Genomic DNA, 22747 nt, shown 5'->3' on the forward strand with positions numbered 1-22747 from the left:
CGAAGCAGACGACGTGAGGTGGAGGAATACACGTGAGCGGACTACGGCTCATGGCCGTGCACGCCCATCCCGACGACGAGTCGAGCAAGGGCGCGGCCACGATGGCCCGGTACTCGGCCGAGGGACACGAGGTCCTGGTGGTCACGCTCACGGGCGGAGAGCGCGGCGACATCCTGAACCCCGCCATGGACGTGCCCGGCATTCGCGAACGCATGAGCGAGGTGCGTCAGGAGGAGATGGCCGAGGCCGCCCGCATCCTCGGGGTGCGGCACCAGTGGCTCGGCTTCGTCGACTCCGGACTGCCCGAGGGCGACCCCAAGCCTCCGCTGCCGGAGGGCTGCTTCGCTGCGATCCCGCTCGACGAACCGGTCCGCCGGCTCGTGCAGTCGGTGCGCGAGTTCCGCCCCCACGTCATGACCACCTACGACGAGAACGGTGGCTACCCGCATCCCGACCACATCCGGTGCCACGAGGTGTCGGTCGCGGCCTACGAAGCGGCCGCGGATCCGGATTTCCATCCCGAGCTGGGCGAGCCCTGGGCGGTGAGCAAGCTCTACTACTCGCACGGTTTCATCCGTAAGCGGCTCGAGCTGTTCCGCGAGGAGTACGAGCGTCGCGGGGAGCCGTTCCCGATGGAGCAGTGGCTCAACAAGTGGCGCACCGAGCAGGGCGACATCATGGGGCGCGTGACCACCCAGATCACCTGTGGCGACTACTTCCCGAAGCGCGACGACGCGCTGCGGGCCCACGCCACCCAGATCGACCCCAACGGATCCTTCTTCGCGGTGCCGTTGGACATCCAGCAGAAGGTGTGGCCGACCGAGGAGTTCGAGTTGGCCAAGACCCGCGTGAGCACGGTACTTCCCGAGACGGATCTGTTCGCGGGCATCGAGGACGGACAGGGCAAATGACGATAGGCACGCTCGCGGTCGATGTTCTGGCCGTCGAGATTCTGGCCCAGGAGCCGACCGGCCCCGAGTTCGGCAAGGCGTCTCCGCTCGGACTGGCCATCGTGGTGGTCCTGCTGGTCGCGACCGCTCTGCTGATCTGGAACATGAACAAGCGGCTGAAGAAGCTGCCCGAGAACTTCCAGCCGGAGCATCCCGAACCCGACCAGGCCGTGGACGACGGCACGCTGCCGGGTGCGATGCCCGGCGGAGCCGAGGAGAAGGCCGGCGGCACGAAGGCCACCGGTCCGGAACGTCCGGAACCCACCAAGGGAAGCTGACGACCGGCCGTCACCGGCGGTGCTCCTTCCGTAGCGTGGGGGCATGGCGAACCGACTGGCCGACGCCCTGAGCCCTTATCTGAGGCAGCACGCCGACAATCCGGTCCACTGGCAGGAATGGGGCGACGACGCGCTCGCGGAGGCGCGCGAGCGCGACGTGCCGATCCTGCTGTCGATCGGGTACGCGGCCTGCCACTGGTGTCACGTCATGGCACACGAGTCGTTCGAGGACGAGGCCACGGCCGCTGTCATGAACGAGAACTTCGTGTGCATCAAGGTCGACCGTGAGGAACGGCCGGACATCGACGCGGTCTACATGAACGCGACCGTCGCCATGGCCGGTCAGGGCGGATGGCCGATGACCTGCTTCCTCACCCCCGACGGCTCGCCTTTCTACTGCGGCACGTATTACCCGAACACGCCGCGCGGCGGCATGCCGTCCTTCGTCCAACTTCTCGAGGCCATCACCCAGACCTGGCACAACCGGCGCGATGAGGTCTCGCAGGCCGCCGACGCCGTGGCCACCGAACTCCGTCGCAGCAGCGGGGGACTGCCCGTCGGGGAGGCCGCTGTCGAGGCGGTCCTGCTCGACGCGGCGGCCGCTGCGATCGCCACCGACGAGGATCGCGAACACGGCGGCTTCGGGGGCGCACCCAAGTTCCCGCCGTCCAACCTGCTCGAGGGCCTGCTGCGCGGATACGAGCGCACGCGCTCCGCCGACACGCTCGGTCTCGTCGAGCGCACGACCGACGCGATGGCGCGAGGTGGGATCTACGACCAGCTCGGTGGCGGTTTCGCCCGCTACAGCGTCGACTCCGCCTGGACGGTGCCGCACTTCGAGAAGATGCTCTACGACAACGCGCTGCTCCTACGGCTGTACGCGCACCTCGCGCGGGTGACCGGCGCGGAACTGCCGACGCGGGTCACCCGGGAGACCGCCGAATTCCTGCTGCGCGACCTGCTCACCACCGACGGCGGATTCGCCTCGGCGCTCGACGCCGACACGGACGGGGTCGAGGGCCTGACCTACGTGTGGACCCCCGATCAGCTCGTCGAGGTGCTCGGCGCGGACGACGGCCGGTGGGCCGCGGAGGCCTTCACCGTCACTCCCGGCGGCACCTTCGAACACGGCACCTCGGTGTTGCAGCTGCTCGGCGAGCCCGACGATCCGGCCCGTCTCGCCGACGTGCGGGCACGCCTGTTCGCGGCCCGGCAGGATCGCGCGCAACCCGGACGCGACGACAAGGTCGTCACCGCGTGGAACGGCTTCGCGATCACCGCACTGGCAGAGGCCGGCATCGCACTGGGCGAACCCGCCTGGATCGACGCGGCGGCGAGGTGCGCTCGACCCAGCTCCGATCCCCGGTCCCCTGATGGACGACTGCGCCGCGCGTCGCTCGGAGGTGTCGTCGGATCTCCGGTGGGCGTGCTCGAGGACTACGGAGCACTCGTCACCGCGCTGCTCGCCGTCCATCAGGGGACCGGGGATCGGAGCTGGGTCGAGCGCGCGCGAGAACTCGCCGACGTCGCGCTCACGCAGTTCGCGGATCCGGAAAGTCCCGGGAGCTGGTTCGACACCGCGCACGACGCCGAATCGCTGGTCGCCCGGCCGCGCGATCCGGTCGACGGGGCGACGCCGTCGGGGGCGTCGCTGATCGCCGAGGCGTTGCTCGGTCTGTCCGCGCTGGTGCACGACGATCCCCGCTACGCCGATGCCGCCGCGCTGTCGCTGTCGGCGGCCTCGATCCTGCTCGAGAAAGCGCCGCGTGCCGGAGGGCACTGGCTGACCGTGGCCGAGGCGTCGGTGCGCGGTCCGCTGCAGGTCGCCGTCGCGGGTGGCGGCGCACTCCTCGACCTCGCGCGCCGGCTCGCACCGGGGGGAGCGATCGTGGTGGGCGGCGAACCCGACTCGTCGCCGCTGCTCGATGGTCGGCCGCTCGTCGACGGAGCATCCGCGGCCTACGTGTGCCGGGGCTTCGTGTGCGATCGGCCGGTGACGACGGAGACGGATCTGCGCGAGGTGCTCGCCGCGCTCTGACTCGTCGGGGCCAGGCGGTGCCAGGGGCGGTGAATCGGTGCGCTCGGTCCTCTACTTCGAGGGTCTAGCTGCTCACGGCGGCTGCGACCGCGACGTTCGGCGACTCGATGCCGTTCTGATCGAACGACTCGAGCACCGCGCGGGTGAGACTGCGGCGGATCGCCCACTGCTTGCCGGCGCGCACGCGCACGGTCAGCCGCAGCGTCACCGCACCCGCCGTCACGGAGTTGACCCCGAGCAGTTCGGGCTTCTCCAGGACGTCGGGTGCGATGTCCTCGCGTTCGACGCCGTCGAGTACGGCCCGCAGGGCGATCTGGCAGGCGCGGTCGACATTGGAGGTCGGTGCGATGGGTACGTCGATCACGGAGACCGCGTGGCCCTGGCTCATGTTGCCGACGCGCAGGATCTCGCCGTTGCGGCAGAACCACAGGGTGCCGTCGATGTCGCGGACGGTCGTCACGCGCAGGCCGACCGACTCGACGGTGCCCACCGCGTCGCCGAGGTCCACCACGTCGCCCACACCGTACTGGTCCTCGAGCAGCATGAACATGCCCGAGATGAAGTCCCGCACGAGGTTCTGCGCACCGAAACCAAGAGCAACGCCGGCGATACCGGCCGAGGCGATGAACGGCGCGACGTTGAAGCCGAGCGTGTCGAGCGTCTGCAGCACCACCCAGACGAGCACGACGACCGACACACCGGATTTGAATACCGAGCCGATCGTCTGGGCACGCTGGATCCGGCGTTCGCGCGCGTAGGGATCACCGATGGCGCGTTCGGCGCGTTCCTGCAGCGGTGCGAGGAACGATCGGCGGGGCTTGCCGGATTTCTCACGCGGCTTCGTCATGCGGTCGATCAGTCGGTGGAGGACGAAGCGGAGCACGATCGCGACGACGATGTAACTCACGATCGCGAGCGGCCGGTGGATCAGCCAGTCCCTGTTGGTCTCGGTCAGTTCGAAGGCGAGCAACGGAATAGACATCCCCCGCGAGTCTACAAACGGGTGCCGGAGGCTTCAGGTGGTGTGAGAAGTTGCACGAAGCGGTCGGTGAGGTTTCAACCGAGAATCACGAGCCACACCGCTATCGCGTGACACAGTGCCGCGATGACCGTGGCCGCGTGAAAGAACTCGTGGTGCCCGAACGTCGCGGGCCACGGATCGGGCCAGCGGGTCGCGTAGAGGATCGCTCCTCCGCTGTAGAACAGCCCCCCGACCAGCAGGAGCAGCATGGGAGCGAGACCGACCTCGGCGACCAGCTGTCCGGCAACGGGCACGATGGCCCATCCGAGCAGCAGATACAGCGGCACACCGACCCAGCGCGGCGCCGTAGGCCACAGCATCTTCAGGGCCACGCCCGCCAGCGCGCCCGCCCACACGACGATCAGCAGCGGTCGCCCGGACTCCGGGGGCAGGGCGAGTGTCGCGAACGGGGTGTAGCTGCCGGCGATGAACACGAAGATCATCGAATGGTCGGCGCGCTTCATCCACACGCGGGACCGGGGCCCCCAGTTCAGGCGGTGGTAGAGCGCGCTGACGCCGAACACACCGCACACGGTGAGGCTGTAGATGGTCGCGGGGAGTACGGCGTCCGGGCGGTCGGCGAGGAAGGCGGCGGCCGAGACGAGGGCGACGCCGGCGATGACGGCCACACCGAAGGCCCAGGCGTGGATCCATCCGCGCATCCGCGGTTTGACGGGTAGTTCCTCGAGGCCGAATGCCGTCATGCGTGCGCTCCTCTCGGTACCGATCAGTAACCTACGCACCCGTAGGTTTGTTCCGTCGTCACGTTACAGCCCGTGAGGGCGCTCCGGGAGACTCTGTGGCCACCGACGCGACCGTCCGTACGCCTGGGCGTAATGTGACTCGCGTGGTGATGACGGGGTGAGCGTCCGCGGACTGCTGTACCGGCTCTACGAGCGCAGGCTGCTGAAGGAACTCGACGGAGCACGGCATCCGCGACACGTCGCGGTCATGTGCGACGGCAATCGGCGTTGGGCGCGCGAGAACGGCTTCACCGACGTCAGTCACGGCCACCGCGAAGGTGCCAAGAAGATCGCCGAGCTGCTGAGCTGGTGCGACGCGGCCGGTATCGAGACGGCGACGATCTACCTGCTGTCCACCGAGAACCTCCGGCGCGACCCGGAGGAGCTCGATGCTCTGCTCGAGATCATCTCCGACGTGGTGGAGGAGATCTCCGCGCCCGGCCAGAACTGGGGCGTGAAGATCGTCGGCACCACCGACCTGCTCCCGGCCGACCACGCCAAGCGGCTGCACGAGGCCGCGGCCGGCACCGCGGGCCGGACGGGCACGCACGTCAACGTCGCCGTCGGGTACGGCGGTCGCCAGGAGATCGTCGACGCGGTGCAGTCGCTCCTGCGGGTGCGCTACGCGCAGGGGTTGCGTGGCGAAGAGCTCGTCGAGTCCGTGACGGTCGACGGTGTCGACAGCCACCTCTACACGTCCGGTCAACCCGATCCGGACCTCGTGATCCGTACCTCCGGCGAGCAGCGACTGTCCGGATTCCTGCTCTGGCAGTCCGCCTACTCGGAGATCTGGTTCACCGAGGCGTACTGGCCCGAGTTCCGCCGGGTCGACTTCCTGCGCGCGCTGCGCGACTACGCCGCCCGGCACCGCCGGTTCGGCGCCTGACGGCACCCGCCGGTTCGGCGCCTGACGGCGCCCGCCGGTTCGGCGCCTGGAACAGGGCCGAGCGGCGGGGCGNAGAGCTTGCGCAACCGGAGCCGGTTGATGGCGTGATCCGAGTCCTTGCGCAGGACCAGGGTCGCGCGGGGACGCGTCGGCAGGATGTTCTCCACCAGGTTCGGCAGGTTGATCGAGTGCCAGATCTCCTTCGCGGCACTCATCGCGTCCCGGTCCGACAGGTTCGCGTAGTGGTGGAAGTGCGCCTCGGGATCCGCGAAGGACGTCTTACGCAGCGCGAGAAAGCGTTCCACGTACCACTTCTCGATGTCCTCGATACGCGCGTCGACGTAGATCGAGAAGTCGAACAGGTCGGAGACCATCAACCGCGGACCGGTCTGCAGCACGTTCAGGCCCTCGATGATGAGGATGTCCGGCTGCCGCACGATGTGGTACTGACCCGGGATGATGTCGTACGAGATGTGGGAGTAGATCGGCGCCGCAACCTCTTTCGCTCCCGACTTGACCTCGGTGACGAACCGCAGCAGTTTGCGCCGGTCGTAGCTCTCGGGAAAACCCTTGCGGTGCATGATGTTGCGCCGCACCAGTTCCTTGGTGGGGTAGAGGAACCCGTCGGTGGTCACGAGATCCACCCGCGGGTGATGGTCCCAGCGTGCCAGCAACGCCTGCAGCACACGGGCCGTGGTGGACTTGCCGACCGCCACCGAACCGGCCACACCGATCACGAACGGCACCTGCTGGTCGGGATGCTTCTCCCCGAGGAAGGTCGCGGTCGCGGCGAACAACCGCTGCTTCGCTGCGACCTGCAGGTGGATCAACCGGGCGAGGGGGAGATACACCTCCGCGACCTCCGCGAGATCGATCTGCTCGCCCAGGCCCCGAAGCCCGATGAGTTCGTCCTCGGTGAGGACGAGGGGAGTCGACTTCCGCAGCGTCCGCCACTGCTTGCGGTCGAACTCGACATACGGGCTCGGTTCGTTCAGACGAGCCATCGGCACGGCTTCCCGGTGGCGCGGCGGATGCGGCGTTGCATGTCCATGTAACGGATTGTGCTCGCTGACACAGGCGGATGCCTCCCCGGGGTCCCCACCCCGGCGGGTTCTCCCGTGTCGGGTCGCCGACGAGCGACTACGCTCGGCCGGTATGGGAGCCGACGACTTCGTGAACGAATATCTGCTGCTGGGCCTGGCTTTCGACCGGCTCGAGGACGGGTACGTCGACGCCTACACCGGCGATCCCGCGCTGCGGCGGAAGGTCGAGAACGCCCCGACCCCCGATCCCCGTGATCTATCACACACCGCGCGACGCCTGCGGGACGAACTTCCCGGTGCGGCACTGTCCGACGAGCGCACCCGTTTCCTCGACGTGCATCTGCGCGCCCTCGACTGCTCGGCCCGCAAGTTCGCGGGGGAGGAGATCGGTTTCGTCGACGAGGTCGAGGCATACTTCGACGTCCGCATCGCGCCCGGCGACGAGGACACCTACCGCGACGCGCACCGTCGCCTCGATGCGTTGCTGCCCGGCACCGGATCGCTCACCGAACGGATGCAGGCCCACCGCAAGTCCGATGTGATCCCCGCCGATCGTCTCGCCGAATGCGTCGACGCGTTCTCGAGCGCTCTACGGGAGAAGGTGCGGGCGGTCTACCCATTGCCCGACACCGAGCGTGTCGAGTACGAGATCGTCGGCGACAAGCCGTGGTCGGGCTTCAACTACTACCTCGGCGACTACCGTTCGCGGGTCGCGATCAACTCCGATCTCGAACAGACGATGGCGCACCTGCCGCGGCTGATCGCGCACGAGGCGTATCCCGGGCACCACACCGAGCACTGCCGCAAGGAGGCCGGTCTCGTCGCCGGCGGTCAGGCCGAGCAGACGTTGTTCCTCGTCAACACCCCGCAGTGCCTCATGGCGGAAGGGCTCGCCGATCTTGCGCTCGAAGCGATCGTCGGCCCGGGCTGGGGGGAGTGGGCGCAGGACATCTACGCCGATCTCGGGCTCCGGTTCGACGGCGAACTGGCCGAGCAACTGTCCGAGGCGTCCGAGCAGTTGCTCTCGGTGCGGCAGGACGCCGCGCTGCTGCTCCACGATCGCGGGCGCAGCCACGACGAGGTCGTGGAATTCCTGCAGCGCTGGTCGCTGTCGAGCCCCGACCGTGCCCGGCAGTCGCTGCGGTTCCTGTCGTCGCCGTTGTGGCGCGCCTATATCAGCACCTATGTGGAGGGCTACCGGCTCCTCGGCAGCTGGCTCGGGCAGGTTCCGGCCGGAGCCGAGCGCGCCGACCGTTTCCGGCGCCTGCTCGACGAACCCCTGGTGCCCAGCAGCCTGCGGTGAACCGCAGGTCGCTCGGGGACCGGCTTCCGGAGCGGTGGACGGCCTTCGTAGACTGGAGGACGTATCCCTGACGTCCTCTGCTTGGAGAAACCTCGATGACCGCTGCGCCCGGCGCCGACGTGAACACTGCCGCACTGAACGACCTCGATCCCGAGGTCGCCGAGGCCATGGCCGGCGAGCTGTCGCGTCAGCGCGACACGCTCGAGATGATCGCGTCGGAGAACTTCGTGCCGCGCGCCGTCCTCCAGGCCCAGGGCAGCGTCCTGACCAACAAGTACGCCGAGGGTTACCCCGGTCGTCGCTACTACGGCGGCTGCGAGAACGTCGACGTCGTCGAGGACCTCGCCCGTAACCGCGCCAAGGAGCTCTTCGGCGCCGATTTCGCGAACGTGCAGCCGCACTCGGGTGCGCAGGCGAACGCGGCGGTGCTCATGGCGCTGATGACCCCCGGCGAGAAGCTGCTCGGTCTCGACCTCGCGCACGGCGGCCACCTCACGCACGGCATGAAGCTCAACTTCTCCGGCAAGCTGTACGACGTCGCGTCCTACAGGGTCAGCAAGGACGACCACCGCATCGACATGGACGAGGTCCGCGACATCGCGCTGCGCGAGAAGCCGAAGGTCATCGTCGCCGGCTGGTCCGCCTACCCGCGCCACGAGGACTTCGCCGCCTTCCGCTCCATCGCCGACGAGGTCGGTGCCTACCTGTGGGTCGACATGGCGCACTTCGCCGGTCTGGTCGCCGCAGGCCTGCACCCGTCGCCGGTGCCCTACGCCGACGTCGTCTCCACCACCGTGCACAAGACCCTCGGTGGCCCGCGTTCCGGCCTGATCCTCGCCAAGCAGGAATGGGCGAAGAAGATCAACTCGGCCGTCTTCCCCGGCCAGCAGGGCGGACCGCTCATGCACGCGATCGCCGCGAAGGCCGTCGCGCTGAAGATCGCCGCGAGCGACGAGTTCAAGGACCGCCAGCGGCGCACCCTCTCCGGTGCCCGGATCATCGCCGACCGCCTGTCGCAGTCCGACGTCGCCGACAAGGGCATCTCGGTGCTCACCGGTGGCACCGACGTGCACCTGGTCCTGGTCGACCTGCGCAACTCGCAGCTCGACGGCCAGCAGGGTGAGGACGCCCTCCACGAGGTCGGCATCACCGTCAACCGCAACGCCGTGCCGTTCGATCCGCGTCCCCCGATGGTCACCTCGGGCCTGCGCATCGGCACCCCGGCGCTCGCGACCCGCGGTTTCGGCGACGAGCAGTTCACCGAGGTCGCCGAGATCATCGCGCAGACGCTCGTCGGTGGCGCCGACGCCGAGTCGCTGCGGACCCGCGTGAGCGCCCTGGCACAGTCCGTGCCGCTGTACGAGGGCCTCGAGGACTGGCGTCTGATCTGACGGCTTCCTACTGTCGCCGACCGGCCCGCACCGATCTCCGGTGCGGGCCGGTCGGCGTATCAGGGGTCGAGACATCCCACCGTAGGGCTGGTTAGGGTAGCCTACGCATGCCGACACTGTCGGTGCCCGCACGCGTACCCCGAACAGCAGAAGGAAGTCGCATGGCCATCCCGAGCATCGATCCGTACGAGTTGCCTACCAGCGACGAGATTCCCGCTGCTCGGGTGGACTGGACGATCGATACGTCCCGCTGTGCACTGCTGATCCACGACATGCAGAAGTACTTCATCGACGCCTACCGGCGCGATGCCGAACCCCTCGCGACCGTGGTGCCCAACATCGTCCGCCTCCGCGAGGCGTGCCTGGCCGCCGGTATCCCCGTCGTCTACACGATGCAGCCCGGCGACCAGCATCCGTCGCGTCGCGGCATCCTTGCCGACTTCTGGGGCGTCGGGCTGAGCACCGGCCGCGACACCGAGGTCATCGACGAACTGACCCCCGGCCCGGACGACATCCAGGTCACCAAGTGGCGCTACTCGGCGTTCCAGCGCACCGACTTCCGTCAGCTGCTCGCGCACAACGGCCGCGACCAGCTCATCGTCACCGGCGTCTACGCACACATGGGCTGTATGCTCAGCGCCGCCGACGCCTTCATGAGCGACGTCGCGCCGTTCATGGCCCTCGACGCCACCGCCGACTTCTCCCGCGACGAGCACCTCATGGCGCTCCAGTACGTCGCCAAGCGGGTCGGCCGGGTCGAGACCACGGACGCGCTGATCGAGTCGATCACCGCGTCAGCGCGTCGCCGCGACCGCGAGACCGAAGAACTCACCGCATCGCTGCGCTGACCGACACGGTCCGAGAATCGGGAACTTCAGCACATACAGCGAATTCTTCTGTCCGGCAAGATCCATCGCGCGCCCGTCACCCACGCGGATCTGCACTACGTCGGATCGGTGACGATCGACCGCGACCTGCTCGATGCCGCGGACATCCGCGAGGGCGAACTCGTGCACATCGTCGACATCGACAACGGGGCACGGCTCGAGACGTATGCGATCGAGGGGGAGCGCGGGTCGGGTGTCATCGGCATCAACGGTGCTGCGGCACGGCTCGTTTCGCCCGGCGATCTCGTGATCATCCTGTCCTACCGCACCGTCGACGACGCGCAGGCCCGCGACTTCCGGCCGCACATCGTGCACGTCGACGGGGTGAACACGATCGTCGAACTCGGCGCCGATCCGGCACAACCCGCCCCCGGCGCCCCGGATCAACTCTCACCGCATCAACTCTCACCGCGCTGACGCGGGAAGCGATTTCGGTGCTCTCGACGTCGCCAGGCGCGGTCGAGAACACCGAAACAGAGCACACAGGAATCGTCTAGGTGGTGCCGCGACGACGCGCCTCGAGCGTCTCGACGGCCTGCTCGCGCAGCAGCCGCAGGCGGGCCAGCGGGCGATCGGACTCGGGGCTGCGCCAGTAGCCCGACGCGTCGAGCATCGGCTTGGCGATGCCGAGTCGCTTCGACACGGCGCGCAGTTCCTTCACGATCGATGCCTCGCCGGCGATCCACATCCAGCCCTCCCCGCCGCGCGGCGCACCCGACTCGACGGCCTCGGCGAGCACGGTGGCGTCGGAGACTCCGGGACGACGGTGCACCCACCTCACGCCCGCGAGATCGGACTGTTCCTCCTGCGGACCGTCGACCAGCGCGAAGACGTGCATCGGCACCGTGCCACCGTAGGTCTCGACGAAGCGCCCCAGTGCGGGTAGTGCGGTCTCGTCGCCGGCGAGCAGCCACCAGTCGGCGCCCTGCGGCGGGATGATCGCGACCTTGGGTCCCGCGAGGTGGAGCACGCTGCCGGGTTCGGCGGTGCGGGCCCAGTTACCGGCGGGGCCGTGTCCGTGCAGGACGAAGTCCAGATCGAGCTCCCCGGCCACGGGATCGAAGCGACGCACCGTGTAGGCGCGGGCCACGGGTGCGGGCTTGCGGGGCCAGTGCAGGTGCCCGTCGTGCTGTTCGGGCAGGGCAGGGGTCTCGCTGCCGGGTTCGGGCAGGAAGATCTTGACGTAGTCGTCGGCACCCTCGGTGGTGAACGCCGGGGCATCGTAGTCGCCGCTGCGGAAGGCACCGAGCTGCTCGCCGCCCAGGGTGATCCGACGCATCCGCGGTGTCACGTCCACCGCGCGGAGCACGGTCAGGCGCCGCAGGACGATGGGTAGGGAGACGCGGGTCGGGGGCGTCGTCACCGGCATGGTGAGCTCCTTCCGGACGGGACCGGCCGGACAATTCGGGCGGGCGCGTCGCTGCTGGTATGGTTAGGCGGCCCTAACTATATCCGGACGGAGGGGCGGATCCGAGGGGGCGGGTCCAGGAATGCCGAGGAGTACCCGTGGAATCGATCGTGCCTCTGCCGTTGACCGCTGCCCAGGCGGGAATGTGGTTCGCGCAGACGATCGACCCCTCGAACGCGACACTCGTCACCGGGCACTTCCTCGAGATCGACGGCGCCATGGATCCGGACGTGCTCGCCCGCGCCGTCCACACGGTCTTCGACGAATCCGCCGGACTGCGCGCCCGGATCGCCGTCGTCGACGAGGTGCCCGTCCAGTTCCCCGGTGCCCATCCGGCGCCGGAGATCGAGGTCACCGACCTCACCGCCGACGCCGATCCGCGGCGGACGGCCGTCGACACGATGCGCGCGATCCTGCGCGTGCCGATGGATCCGACGGCCGAAGCCGGCATCGGCGCCCGGGTGTTCGTCCTCGGACCGGACCGTGTCCTGCTGTTCCTGCGCGCCCACCACGCCTTGCTCGACGTCTACGGCTACAGCCTGGTCGAACGCCGCATCGTCGCCGTGTACACCGCACTCGTGCGCGGCGAGGACGTCCCGCCCGCGACCTTCGGCTCCGTCGAGCAGGTCGTCGCCGAGGACGAGGAGTACCGCAGCGGCGAGCGCATCGTCGCCGACCGCGACTTCTGGACCGAGACGCTGCATGGTGCACCCGACGCGCTCGGCCTCGCGGAGACCGCGGTGCCGGCCGCGTCCTCGCTCGCCCGCGCGGTGGTCACCGAATCGGTGCAGGTCCCCGGGGACGTCGCCGAGGCGCTCGACGTAGCGGCACGCCGCGCCGGGGTGGGCTGGCCCGACCTCGTCACCGCCGCGACCGCCGCCTATCTCGGCCGGGTCACCGCGGTCCGCGACGTGGTGCTCGGCTTCCCGGCCATGAACCGGATGGGCAGCGTCGCCGCGAAGGTGCTCACCACCGCCGTCAATGTCGTGCCCCTCCGCATCGAGGTCGCTCCGGAGGCGAGTCTCGCGGCGCTCGCCGCCGACGTGCGCGCCACCGTCGCTGCGCAGGGACGCCACAGTCGCTACCGGGGCGAGGACATCCACCGCGACCTGCGTCTGCCCGCGACCAGTCCCGGTCCGGTGGGCCCGACGGTCAACATCAAGCCGTTCGGCGACACCGTGCGATTCGGCGACGCGACCGCCACCGTGCACTCGCTCGCGCGCGGTCCCGTCCACGACCTCGCGGTGGTCGCCCGTCGTGTCGACAGCACCCGCGCACTCGAACTGACCCTCGACGCCGACGCCGACCGGTACACCGCCGAGGAGGTCGCCGGTCACGCCGCGGCCATCGCGCGACTGCTCACCTTCGCCGCCCGGGAGGACGCGGACGAACGTCCTCTCGCCCATGCCGACCTGCTGAACCCGGATTTCCGCGCCGATCTCGAATCCCGTTGGCAGGGCGTCGTATCCGAGTCTGTCGCGCCCGACGCGATGGATCTGTTCGACGCGCAGGTGGCCGCCGCCGGTGCCGCACCCGCGCTCGTCGCCGGCGCCGACCGTCTCACCTACGCCGAACTCGACGCGCGCATCGATGCCGTCGCAGGCGAACTCGCACGGGCTGGTGCGCGGTGCGAGGTGACGGTCGCGCTCGCCCTGCCACGCACCGCCGACATGGTGGTCGCGCTCCTCGCCGTGCTGCGGACGGGCGCGGCGTACCTGCCGCTCGATCCCGCCTTCCCCGCCGAGCGACTCGAGTACATGCTCGACGACGCGCGACCGGCGATCCTGCTCACCACCGACGACTTCGCCGACCGTCTCGGCGCATCGACCCCGGACGCCACGGCGGTCTTCCGTGACGGCGTCCTGCACTGGCGCGGCGACGTCCCCGTCGGCACCACGCCTTCCGAGCGAGTTGTGCCCGACCAGTCGGCATATGTCATCTACACCTCGGGTTCGACCGGCCGGCCGAAGGGTGTCGTGCTCTCGCGCGGCGCACTCGCCCGCTTCGTCGACGCCGCGACCGATCTCGTCGGAATCGGCACGCACACTAGGCTTCTCGCCCTGACCACCCTGTCGTTCGACATCTCGGTGCTCGAACTGATCGTGCCGCTGTGCCGCGGCGGGGCCGTCGTGCTCGCGGGCGACGACGAGGCGCGCGATCCGGCGGCCCTGGCCGCGCTCGCCGCCACCGAGTCGGTGGACTGCATCCAGGCCACCCCGTCGCTGTGGGGCGCGATCGTCGAACACGACGGTCTGGATCTCGCCGGTACGGGCGTGCTTGTGGGCGGCGAGGGCCTGCCCGCCGTCCTGGCCGGAACCCTCGCCGCGCGAGCGCGTTCGGTCGTCAACATGTACGGCCCCACCGAGGCGACGGTGTGGTGCACCTCCGCTCCGGTCGCACCGGATCTGCCGTGGACCGGGTCGGTGGGCCGCCCCTATCCGGGAACCGGTGTGCGCGTGCTCGACCGGCAGTTGCAGCCCGTGCCGGTCGGCGCGGCCGGTGAGCTGTACGTCGTGGGGCAGCAGCTCGCGCGCGGCTACCGCGGCCGCCCCGACCTCACCGCGGCCCGCTTCGTCGCCGATCCCTTCGGCGCCGGCCGGATGTACCGCACGGGCGATCTCGTGCGCTGGACCGCCGACGGCACCCTGCAGTATCTCGGACGCGGCGACGACCAGGTCAAGGTCCGCGGACACCGCATCGAACTCGGTGAGATCGAGACCGCCGCAGCGCAATTCGCCGGTGTGGCGCAGGCCGTCGTGGTCGCCCGGCCCGACGCCACCGGTGCGGCCCGCCTCGTGGGCTACGTGACCGGCACCGACGTCGACAGCGCAGCACTGCACGACTTCCTCCGCACACGTCTGCCCGAGTACATGGTGCCGTCGCTGACGGTCGTGCTCGACGAGTTCCCGCTCACCGCGAACCTCAAGGTCGACCGCAAGGCACTGCCCACCCCGGAGATCGGCGCCCCCGACACCGGTCGCGATCCCGAGACCGCCACCGAACACACCCTCGCCGGTGTCTTCGCCGACCTGCTCGGACTCCCGGCCGTCGGTGTCGACGCCGACTTCTTCACCCTCGGCGGAACGTCGCTGTCCGCCACCCGTCTCGTCGCCCGGATCCGCTCGGCGCTGGACATCGAGGTGTCGCTGCGCGACGTCTTCGACGCTCCCACCGTGGCCGAATTGGCCGTGGTGGTCGACGGCGCGAGCCCGGCACGTCCCCGCTTCGTCGCAGGACCGCGACCGGCGCGGATCCCGCTGTCGTCGGCCCAGCAGCGCCTGTGGTTCCTCGACCGTGCCCAGGGACCGTCGCCGACCTACAACATCCCCTTCGCCCTCGAACTGCGCGGCCGGCTCGACGCCGGCCTGCTCGACCGTGCGCTGGTGCACGTCGTCGCCCGGCACGAGGTGCTGCTCACCGTCGTCGACGTCGTCGACGGTGAGCCCGTGCAGGTCGTCACCGACACGCCGTCGACGGTCCTGCAGGTCGCGGAGGCGCGCGACGGGAATGCCGCGGCACTTCTCGACGCGGCCGCGCGGGCATCCTTCGATCTGGGACAGGACCGTCCGTTCCGTGCGCATCTCGTGCGACGCGCACCGGATGACGCGGTGCTGCTGCTCGTCGTGCATCACATCGCCGGCGACGAGTGGTCGGCCGAGACGGTCTTCGCCGACCTCGCCGCCGCCTACGCCGATCTCTCTGCGGGTCGTGTGCCCGACGACGCGCCGCGTCCCCAGTACGCGGACTTCGCGGTGTGGCAGCGCGGTCTCGCCGACGACCCCGCCGCCGCCGTGCTCCGCGACCGCGACCTCGCGTTCTGGTGCTCCACCCTTGCCGGAGCACCGGAGGAACTCGCCCTGCCACACGACCGTCCGCGACCCGCGGTGCCGAGCCACCGCGGCGGCGAGGTACACGTGCAGGTGGGTTCGGAACTGTCTGCGGCCCTGCGGGATATGTGTTCCCGTTCCGGGACGAGCATGTTCATGCTCACCCACGCCGCCGTGGCCGCCCTGTTCACCGCGCTCGGGGCGGGCGACGACATCGTGCTCGGCGCGCCCGTCGCGGGTCGCGCCGACAGCGGACTCGAGGACGTCGTCGGATTCTTCGTCGACACCATCGCCCTGCGCACCGATCTGTCCGGCGATCCCGATACCGCCGAGATTCTGACGCGCGTACGGCACGCCGACCTCACCGCCCTGGCCCACCAGGAGGTGCCCTTCGACGAGGTGGTCGACGCCGTCGGTGTCACCCCGTCGCTCGCGCGGCACCCGCTCTTCCAGACGGTGGTGCAGTACCGCACCGAACCGGTCGTCCCGCAGATCGGCGACACCACCGCGACCGTGTCGTATCTGTCCACCGGCACGTCGAAGTTCGATCTCACCGTCGACTTCGTCGACGCGGCCGACGGCCTGTCGATCCGCTTCGAGTACGCCGAGGACCTCTACGACCGTACGAGCGTACGGACCCTCGGGCAGCGTCTGCTGTCGGTGCTCGCGGCCTTCGCCGACCCCGAACCGCGACACCTCTCATCGATCGACGTGCGCACCGACGAAGAGCGCGCCGCCGACACCGTCGCGACGGTGCCCGCCACCACGCAGCTGCTGCCGGACCTGCTCGCGGCGGCCTTCGCCGCCCGCCCGGATCACCCGGCGCTCGTGTTCGGCACCGAGACGTCGAGCTATCGGGAATTCGGGGCGCGCGTGCACCGTTCGGCTCGCGCGCTCGCCGAACGGGGTGTCGGGCCCGGCAGTGTCGTCGCGGTCGCGGCGGCACGGTCCGACGCCGCCGTGGTGGCGCTGGCCGCCGTCGTGGTCTCCGGTGCCGCCTACCTGCCCGTCGACCTGTCGTACCCGCCGGCGCGCATCGAGTTCATGCTCACCGACGCCGCACCCGATCTCGTGCTTGTGGATACGGAAGGCGCCGTGCCCGGAGAGGCACCGGAGCTGACCCTCGCCGCACTGGCCGAAGCGGCGCAAGGCTACTCGGACGCACCGATCACCGACCTCGACCGCAGCCGCCCGCTGCATCCGGCGGACGGGTCGTACGTCGTCTACACCTCCGGTTCGACGGGTGTGCCCAAGGGTGTCGTCGGAACCGCTGCGGCGCTGGCGAACCGGTTGGCCTGGCAGGCGGCACGCGTCCGCCCGGCCGGCGACGACGTGCGCCTGGCCAAGAGTTCGCTGAGCTTCATCGACGGATCGACCGAGCTGTTCGCCGGTCTTCTCTCCAGCGCGACGATGGTCCTGGCCGACGACGCCGCCTCCCGCGACGCCGAGACCCTCGCCGATCTCGTCGTCCGGCACCGCGTCCGGATGCTCACCGCGGTGCCCAGCCTCGCCGAGACCCTCGCGGCCCTGCGCCCCGAGGCCGCGGAACTCGTCGACACATGGTTCCTCAGTGGAGAACCCCTCGGCACGAGCGTGATCGCGGCACTGCCGGGCGCACGGGTGATCAACTCGTACGGTTCATCGGAGGTCGCCGGCGACGTCACGATCTGGACGGCGCCGGGCTCCGACGTCGACCGCGTCCGCATCGGTGCCCCAGTCGACGGCGTGACCGCGCGCATCCTCGACCGGCACCTGCGTCCCGTCCCGGACGGGGTGACCGGCGAACTCTACGTCGGGGGAGTGCAGTCCGCCCGCGGCTATCTCGGCCGCCCGGATCTGACCGCGGCGCGGTTCGTCGCCGACCCCACCGGCAGCGGCACCCGGCTCTTCCGCACCGGGGACCTGGTGCGGCGCAACGCCTCCGGAGAAATCGAGTTCGTCTCGCGCGCCGACCACCAGCTGAGCCTGCGCGGTTTCCGCATCGAACCCAGCGAGGTCGAAGCCACATTGCTGCGGCACCCGGCGGTGACCGCGGCCCTCGTCACCGTGCGCCCGTCGGCGTCCGGGACCGATCTGCTCGTCGGTTACGTCGTCGCCGATCCGGCCGCGCCGCGTCCGGCGGCCATCGACCTGCAGGACCATCTGCGGACCGTGGTGCCGGACTACATGATTCCCGCGGTCTTCGACGTGCTCGACGCCATGCCGACCCTGCCCAACGGCAAGGTCGACCGCGCGGCTCTGCCCGATCCCGCACAGAGCCACAGCACGCGCGAGGCGACCGACGACGAACGCGTCGTGTGCGAGGTGCTCGCCGAACTCCTCGGTGTCCGCCAGGTGGGCCCCGACGACGACTTTTTCGCCCTCGGCGGCAATTCGCTCCTCGCGACACGTCTGTCCGCGGCGCTGCGCATGCGCACCGGCCGGAACCCGTCGATCCGCGACATCTTCGATCTGCGCACCCCCGCGCGACTCGCGGCGACGGTCCCGGCCACCGCCGTCGGACCCGAACTCGTGCGCCGCGACCACGCCGATCTCGTCCCGATGTCGGCGGCGCAGCGCCGGCTGTGGTTCCTCTTCCGCCTCGAGGGAGCGTCGGCGACCTACAACATCCCGTACACGATGCGGCTGCGCGGCGCGCTCGACGTCGACGCTCTGCGGGGTGCCCTGCAGCACCTGATCGCCGGGCACGACACGCTGCGCACGGTGTTCACCGAGCCGGACGAGGGCGACGTCGAGCAGATCGGCTACCAGCGGGTGCTGCCCGCCGAGGACTGCACCGTCGACCTGCGGATCGTCGACGCCGCCCCGGCGGATCTCGACGTGCTGCTCACCGAGGAGGCGGGCCGTCCGTTCGATCTCGCCCACGACCTGCCGATCCGCGCGACGCTCGTGCGCACCGCTCCCGACGACGCGCGCCTGTTGGTGCTCGTGCACCACATCGCCGCCGACGAGTGGTCCGCCACGCCGCTCGTCGCCGACCTGTCCGCCTGGTACGCGCACCTGACCACCGGGGCACCCGCGCCTGCGCCGCTGCCGGTGCAGTACCGGGACTTCACTCTCTGGCAGGACGAACGTCTCGGTACCGGGGACGAGTCTCTGCGTGAGGTCCAGACCGAGTACTGGGCACGCGTCCTCGACGGCGCACCCGAGGAACTCGCCGTTCCGCACGACCGGCCGCGCGGGGCCTTCAGCAGTTACCGCGGCGGCGCGGTCCCGTTCACCGTCGACCCGCGCACCCGGGAAGCACTCGCCGACGTCGCCGCCGAATCCGGCGCGACGATGTTCATGCTCACCCACGCGGTCGTCGCAGTACTGCTGCGCGCGCACGGCGCCGGGGACGACATCGTCCTCGGCACTCCCGTCGCGGGTCGTCCCGACGCCGCCCTCGACCGGATCGTCGGCTTCTTCGTCAACACGCTCGTGCTGCGCACCGATCTGTCCGGCGACCCCACCCTCCGCGACCTGCTCACGCGGGTCCGGGAGGTGGACCTCGACGCCTATGCTCACCAGGACCTGCCGTTCGAGGTGCTCGTCGAACGACTCGCCCCGGCACGGTCGCTCGCACGCCAGCCGCTGTTCCAGATCATGGTGCAGTACCGCGACCGCCTCGACGAGATCCGCATGCCCGGACTCGACGCCGAACCGGTCTTCGTCGAGACCGGCACGTCGAAGTTCGACCTGACCTTCGACCTCGCCGAGACCGACGACGGCGGGATCCGCGGTCGCATCGAGTACGCGACCGACCTGTTCGACCGCGGCACCGTCGACGGATTCGTGCAGCGGCTCACGGCTCTGCTGGCGGAGATCGCGGCGAATCCGGACGCCTCGCTGTCGCAGTTGAGCGTGCTCACCGTCGACGACCGGAAGGCATTGGTGGCAGCGGAGATCGGCACGGTCCGAGACGACGGTCCCGATCGCACGGTCCCCGAGCTGTTCTCGCAGCAGGTCGCTGCGACACCGGATGCCCTCGCGCTCGTCGACGACGCCACCGGACGGCGGTGGACCTACGCCGAACTCGACCGTGCCGTCGCCGCGCTGGCCGGGCATCTGCGTGCCGTTCCCGGAGTAGGAATGGATGCCGTCGTGGCCGTGGCGATTCCGCGCAGCACCGCTCTCGTGATCGCCCTCCTTGCGATCCACCGCGTCGGTGCGGCCTATCTGCCGCTCGACGAGAACTATCCCGCCGAGCGACTCGCGTACATGCTCTCCGACGCGCAGCCCGTCGCGGTCGTGGCGGCCGCCGGTGTGGCGATGACCTTCGACTCCGGTGTGCCGGTGCTCGAGGTCGACGAATCCGGTTCCGTCGAAACCGATCCCGCAGATCCGGTCGCAGCACCGACCGTGATGCCCCTCGACTGCGCGGCGTACGTGCTCTACACCTCCGGATCCACCGGAACCCCGAAGGGTGTCGTCGTCGGCCATCGCGCCGTGGCCAACCGGCTGCGGTGGATGCAGGACGAATACGGTCTCACCGCCGAGGATCGGGTGCTGCAGAAGACCCCGTCCGGATTCGACGTGTCGGTGTGGGAGTTCTTCTGGCCGCTGATCACCGGCGCCACGCTCGTCGTCGCGACCGCCGACGGTCACCGCGACCCGCATTATCTGCGCGATGTGATCGCCCGGCAGTCGATCACCACGGCGCACTTCGTGCCGTCGATGCTCGCGGCGTTGCTCGACGTGCTCGCCGCCGAGCAGGACCGGGCACTGCGCCTGACCCGGGTGATCTGCAGTGGTGAGGCGCTGACCGCCGACCATCGCGACCGCTTCCACACCCTCGTCGACGCCGAACTGCACAACCTCTACGGCCCCACCGAGGCCGCCGTCGACGTCACCGCGGCACCGATTCCGGCGCAGGACATTCCGTGGGTCCCGATCGGACGGCCGATCGACAACACCCGCACCCTCGTCCTCGACGAGCGGCTCCGGCCCGTGGCGCCGGGCGTCGTCGGCGAGTTGTATCTCGGCGGTGTCCAGCTCGCCCGCGGCTACCACCGGCGCGCGGGCCTGACGGCGGGCCGGTTCGTCGCCGACCCCTACAGCGACGCGGGGGAGCGGCTCTACCGCACCGGCGACCTCGTGCGGTGGCGCGACCGGGGCGCGGGCCTCGAACTCGACTACATCGGCCGCGCCGACGGGCAGGTCAAACTCCGCGGCCTGCGCATCGAACTCGGGGAGATCGAGGCGACGCTGGTCGCGCATCCGAACGTCGCGCAGAGCGCCGTCGTGGTGCGCGACGGCATGCTCGCCGGCTACGTGGTGCCCCTGTCCGGGCGCACCGTCGAACCGGCCGATCTACTCGCGCACGCCGCGACCTCCCTGCCCGATCACATGGTCCCGGTGACCGTGACCGTGCTCGAGGTACTGCCGCTCGGACCGAACGGCAAACTCGATCGCAGGGCACTTCCCGATCCGCAACCGACCGCGACGACGCGCCGCGACCCGGAGACCCCCGCCGAGGCCACACTGTGCGAATTGTTCGAGGAGGCACTGTGTCTCGACGTCGTCGGACCGGACGACGACTTCTTCGCGCTCGGTGGCGACAGCATCGTCTCGATGCAGGTCGTCACGGCCGCGCGCCGCAAGGGCATCGAATTCGGCCCGCGCGAGATCTTCCGGTGGCGCACCCCGGCCGGTCTCGCCGCCGTCGCGCAGTTCGCCGAGACGGAGGAACAGCCGACGGGCCCCGTGGACGACCGGGAACCGGGCCCGGTGCCCGTGCCGCCGGCCGTGCACGCACTGCGAGAGATCGGTGCAGAGCCGGCCGGAGCCGCACTCGTGTTCGCCGTCGACACCCCGGCGGACGAGGAGAAGGCGACGGGTGCCGTGCGCACGGTGGTCGCCGCTCACGATGCGCTGCGCATGCGGATCACCCGCGTGGCCTCGGTGCTGTGGTCGCTCGACACCCACCCCGCCGGCGACGAGGTACCGGTACGGGTCGTCGAGACCACCGACCTCGCAACAGCGCAGCAGCAGGCCCGCACCGAGGCCGCCGAGGCTCTCGACCCCGAGGCCGGACCGGTGCTCTCGGCCGTGTGGCTGACCACCGGGCAGACCGGTCGACTCGTGGTGGCGGTCCACCCGATCGTCGCCGACGGTGTCTCCGTCGGCGTGCTCGCCGCCGACCTGGCTGCGGCGGTCACCGGGGGACCGGTTGCCGTTCCCGCAGCCACCGCGCAGGGACTCGCGACCCGCATCAACGAGCGCGCGCAGGAACCGGCGCTGCTCGGGGAACTGGCGCACTGGGTGCAGGTCCTCGCCCCGGGCGCCGCGCTGAGCACCGCGGTGCTCCCCGTCGGCGATCCGGTCGAGATCGCCGCAGTCGAGGTCAACGCCGGTCCGTCCGGTGGGCAGGACCTCGCTGTCGCGGCAGTGACCGCGTTGGCAGTCGCCGTCGGACGCGTCCGCGAGGCCGCGCCGGCACATTTGCTCGTCGAGATCGAACGCGACGCACGTGAATTCTCCGACGGCGAGCCGGACTGCACCCGGACCGTGGGTCCGTTCGCCGTCGGTGTGCCCGTGCGGGTTCCCGTCGCCGACGATCCGGACGCGGTGTCGACCGGTGTGGCCGCCGCCGTGGACGCGGTGCCCGGGGACGGGTCCGGTTACGCGCTGCTGCGGCACCTCAACGCCCAGGCCGCACCGGCCTTCATGGCACTGGCCCGGCCCGACGTTCTCGTCCGGATCGACACGGTGCCGACGGAGCGGCGGACCCCGTGCGGGCGCGCCCTCGAGCTGTCGGTGCGGATCGAGGAGAAAGCGGGCGGTCGTATATTCACAGCCACGATGCGGTCGGACGGACGAATTTCCTGCGAGGAGATCCGAGGGCTGTCCGAGGCCTGGACGACGGCGATGAACGCGCCGGTGGGAGCAGGTTTCAGTACCCCCTCGGGCGCCTAGTATGGTTAGCCTAACCATTAGCTAGTCGGTATGCGCCTGCGGTTCGTCGCGGCATCCGTGGGAGAGAGAAGTTCG

12 protein-coding genes and 1 pseudogene are annotated in these 22747 nt (G+C 70.1%); 9 read left to right on the plus strand and 4 right to left on the minus strand.

Annotation, left to right across the window (positions count from 1 at the left end; genetic code table 11):
* Positions 1 to 32: 32 nt before the first annotated feature.
* Genes mca through QR64_RS06565 form a run of 3 tightly spaced genes read left to right on the plus strand, consistent with a single transcriptional unit; the run spans position 33 to position 3266 of the window.
* Positions 33 to 911 carry a mycothiol conjugate amidase Mca gene (gene mca / locus QR64_RS06555; RefSeq protein WP_006553880.1) on the plus strand — a complete coding sequence of 293 codons (879 nt, stop codon included), beginning with the start codon at positions 33 to 35 and terminating at the stop codon, positions 909 to 911.
* On the plus strand, positions 908 to 1228 hold the full coding sequence (locus QR64_RS06560; protein WP_006553881.1) for a hypothetical protein: 321 nt from the start codon (positions 908 to 910) through the stop codon (positions 1226 to 1228). The genes mca and QR64_RS06560 overlap by 4 nt, the downstream gene beginning before the upstream one ends.
* Before the next feature lie 43 nt (positions 1229 to 1271).
* The gene (locus tag QR64_RS06565) at positions 1272 to 3266 is read left to right on the plus strand and encodes a thioredoxin domain-containing protein (RefSeq protein ID WP_039584587.1); all 1995 of its coding nucleotides are present in this window, start codon (positions 1272 to 1274) and stop codon (positions 3264 to 3266) included.
* A 64-nt stretch (positions 3267 to 3330) separates the two neighbouring features.
* On the opposite strand, the gene QR64_RS06570 is transcribed toward QR64_RS06565, so the two are convergent.
* Complete coding sequence (locus tag QR64_RS06570) at positions 3331 to 4248, minus strand: mechanosensitive ion channel family protein (protein WP_039584588.1); 918 nt, start codon at positions 4246 to 4248, stop codon at positions 3331 to 3333.
* 74 nt (positions 4249 to 4322) lie between these two features.
* Positions 4323 to 4991: a PAQR family membrane homeostasis protein TrhA gene (gene trhA / locus QR64_RS06575; RefSeq protein WP_024103272.1), complete on the minus strand. Its 669-nt coding sequence runs from the start codon at positions 4989 to 4991 to the stop codon at positions 4323 to 4325.
* Between the two features lie 157 nt (positions 4992 to 5148).
* Here trhA and QR64_RS06580 point away from each other — a divergent pair, with 157 nt between their 5' ends.
* Positions 5149 to 5916 (plus strand): isoprenyl transferase, encoded by a 768-nt coding sequence (locus tag QR64_RS06580; protein WP_006553884.1) that lies wholly within the window; start codon positions 5149 to 5151, stop codon positions 5914 to 5916.
* A 73-nt stretch (positions 5917 to 5989) separates the two neighbouring features.
* On the opposite strand, the pseudogene coaA reads toward QR64_RS06580, so the two are convergent.
* Positions 5990 to 6920 (minus strand): annotated as a pseudogene (gene coaA, locus QR64_RS06585) (type I pantothenate kinase); the annotation flags it as partial.
* A gap of 151 nt (positions 6921 to 7071) precedes the next feature.
* On the opposite strand from coaA, the gene QR64_RS06590 reads away from it, so the two are divergent.
* The 4 genes from QR64_RS06590 (at position 7072) to panD (ending at position 10957) form a co-directional block, all read left to right on the plus strand.
* Complete coding sequence (locus tag QR64_RS06590) at positions 7072 to 8262, plus strand: hypothetical protein (RefSeq protein ID WP_039584589.1); 1191 nt, start codon at positions 7072 to 7074, stop codon at positions 8260 to 8262.
* A gap of 95 nt (positions 8263 to 8357) precedes the next feature.
* The gene (gene glyA, locus QR64_RS06595) at positions 8358 to 9653 is read left to right on the plus strand and encodes a serine hydroxymethyltransferase (protein ID WP_039584591.1); all 1296 of its coding nucleotides are present in this window, start codon (positions 8358 to 8360) and stop codon (positions 9651 to 9653) included.
* Positions 9654 to 9814: 161 nt separating this feature from the next.
* Positions 9815 to 10501, plus strand: a complete 687-nt coding sequence (locus tag QR64_RS06600; RefSeq protein ID WP_039584592.1) for an isochorismatase family protein — start codon at positions 9815 to 9817, stop codon at positions 10499 to 10501.
* A 33-nt stretch (positions 10502 to 10534) separates the two neighbouring features.
* A complete protein-coding gene (panD, locus tag QR64_RS06605; RefSeq protein WP_039584594.1) occupies positions 10535 to 10957 on the plus strand; it encodes an aspartate 1-decarboxylase in 423 nt (140 codons plus the stop codon).
* A 76-nt stretch (positions 10958 to 11033) separates the two neighbouring features.
* On the opposite strand, the gene QR64_RS06610 is transcribed toward panD, so the two are convergent.
* Positions 11034 to 11909, minus strand: a complete 876-nt coding sequence (locus tag QR64_RS06610; protein WP_019288729.1) for a siderophore-interacting protein — start codon at positions 11907 to 11909, stop codon at positions 11034 to 11036.
* Positions 11910 to 12046: 137 nt separating this feature from the next.
* On the opposite strand from QR64_RS06610, the gene QR64_RS06615 reads away from it, so the two are divergent.
* Complete coding sequence (locus tag QR64_RS06615; RefSeq protein WP_052227217.1) at positions 12047 to 22672, plus strand: non-ribosomal peptide synthetase; 10626 nt, start codon at positions 12047 to 12049, stop codon at positions 22670 to 22672.
* Positions 22673 to 22747 lie beyond the last annotated feature (75 nt).

Origin of the sequence: Rhodococcus sp. Chr-9 (assembly GCF_000801125.1) — a bacterium.
Lineage (GTDB): Bacteria > Actinomycetota > Actinomycetes > Mycobacteriales > Mycobacteriaceae > Rhodococcus > Rhodococcus pyridinivorans.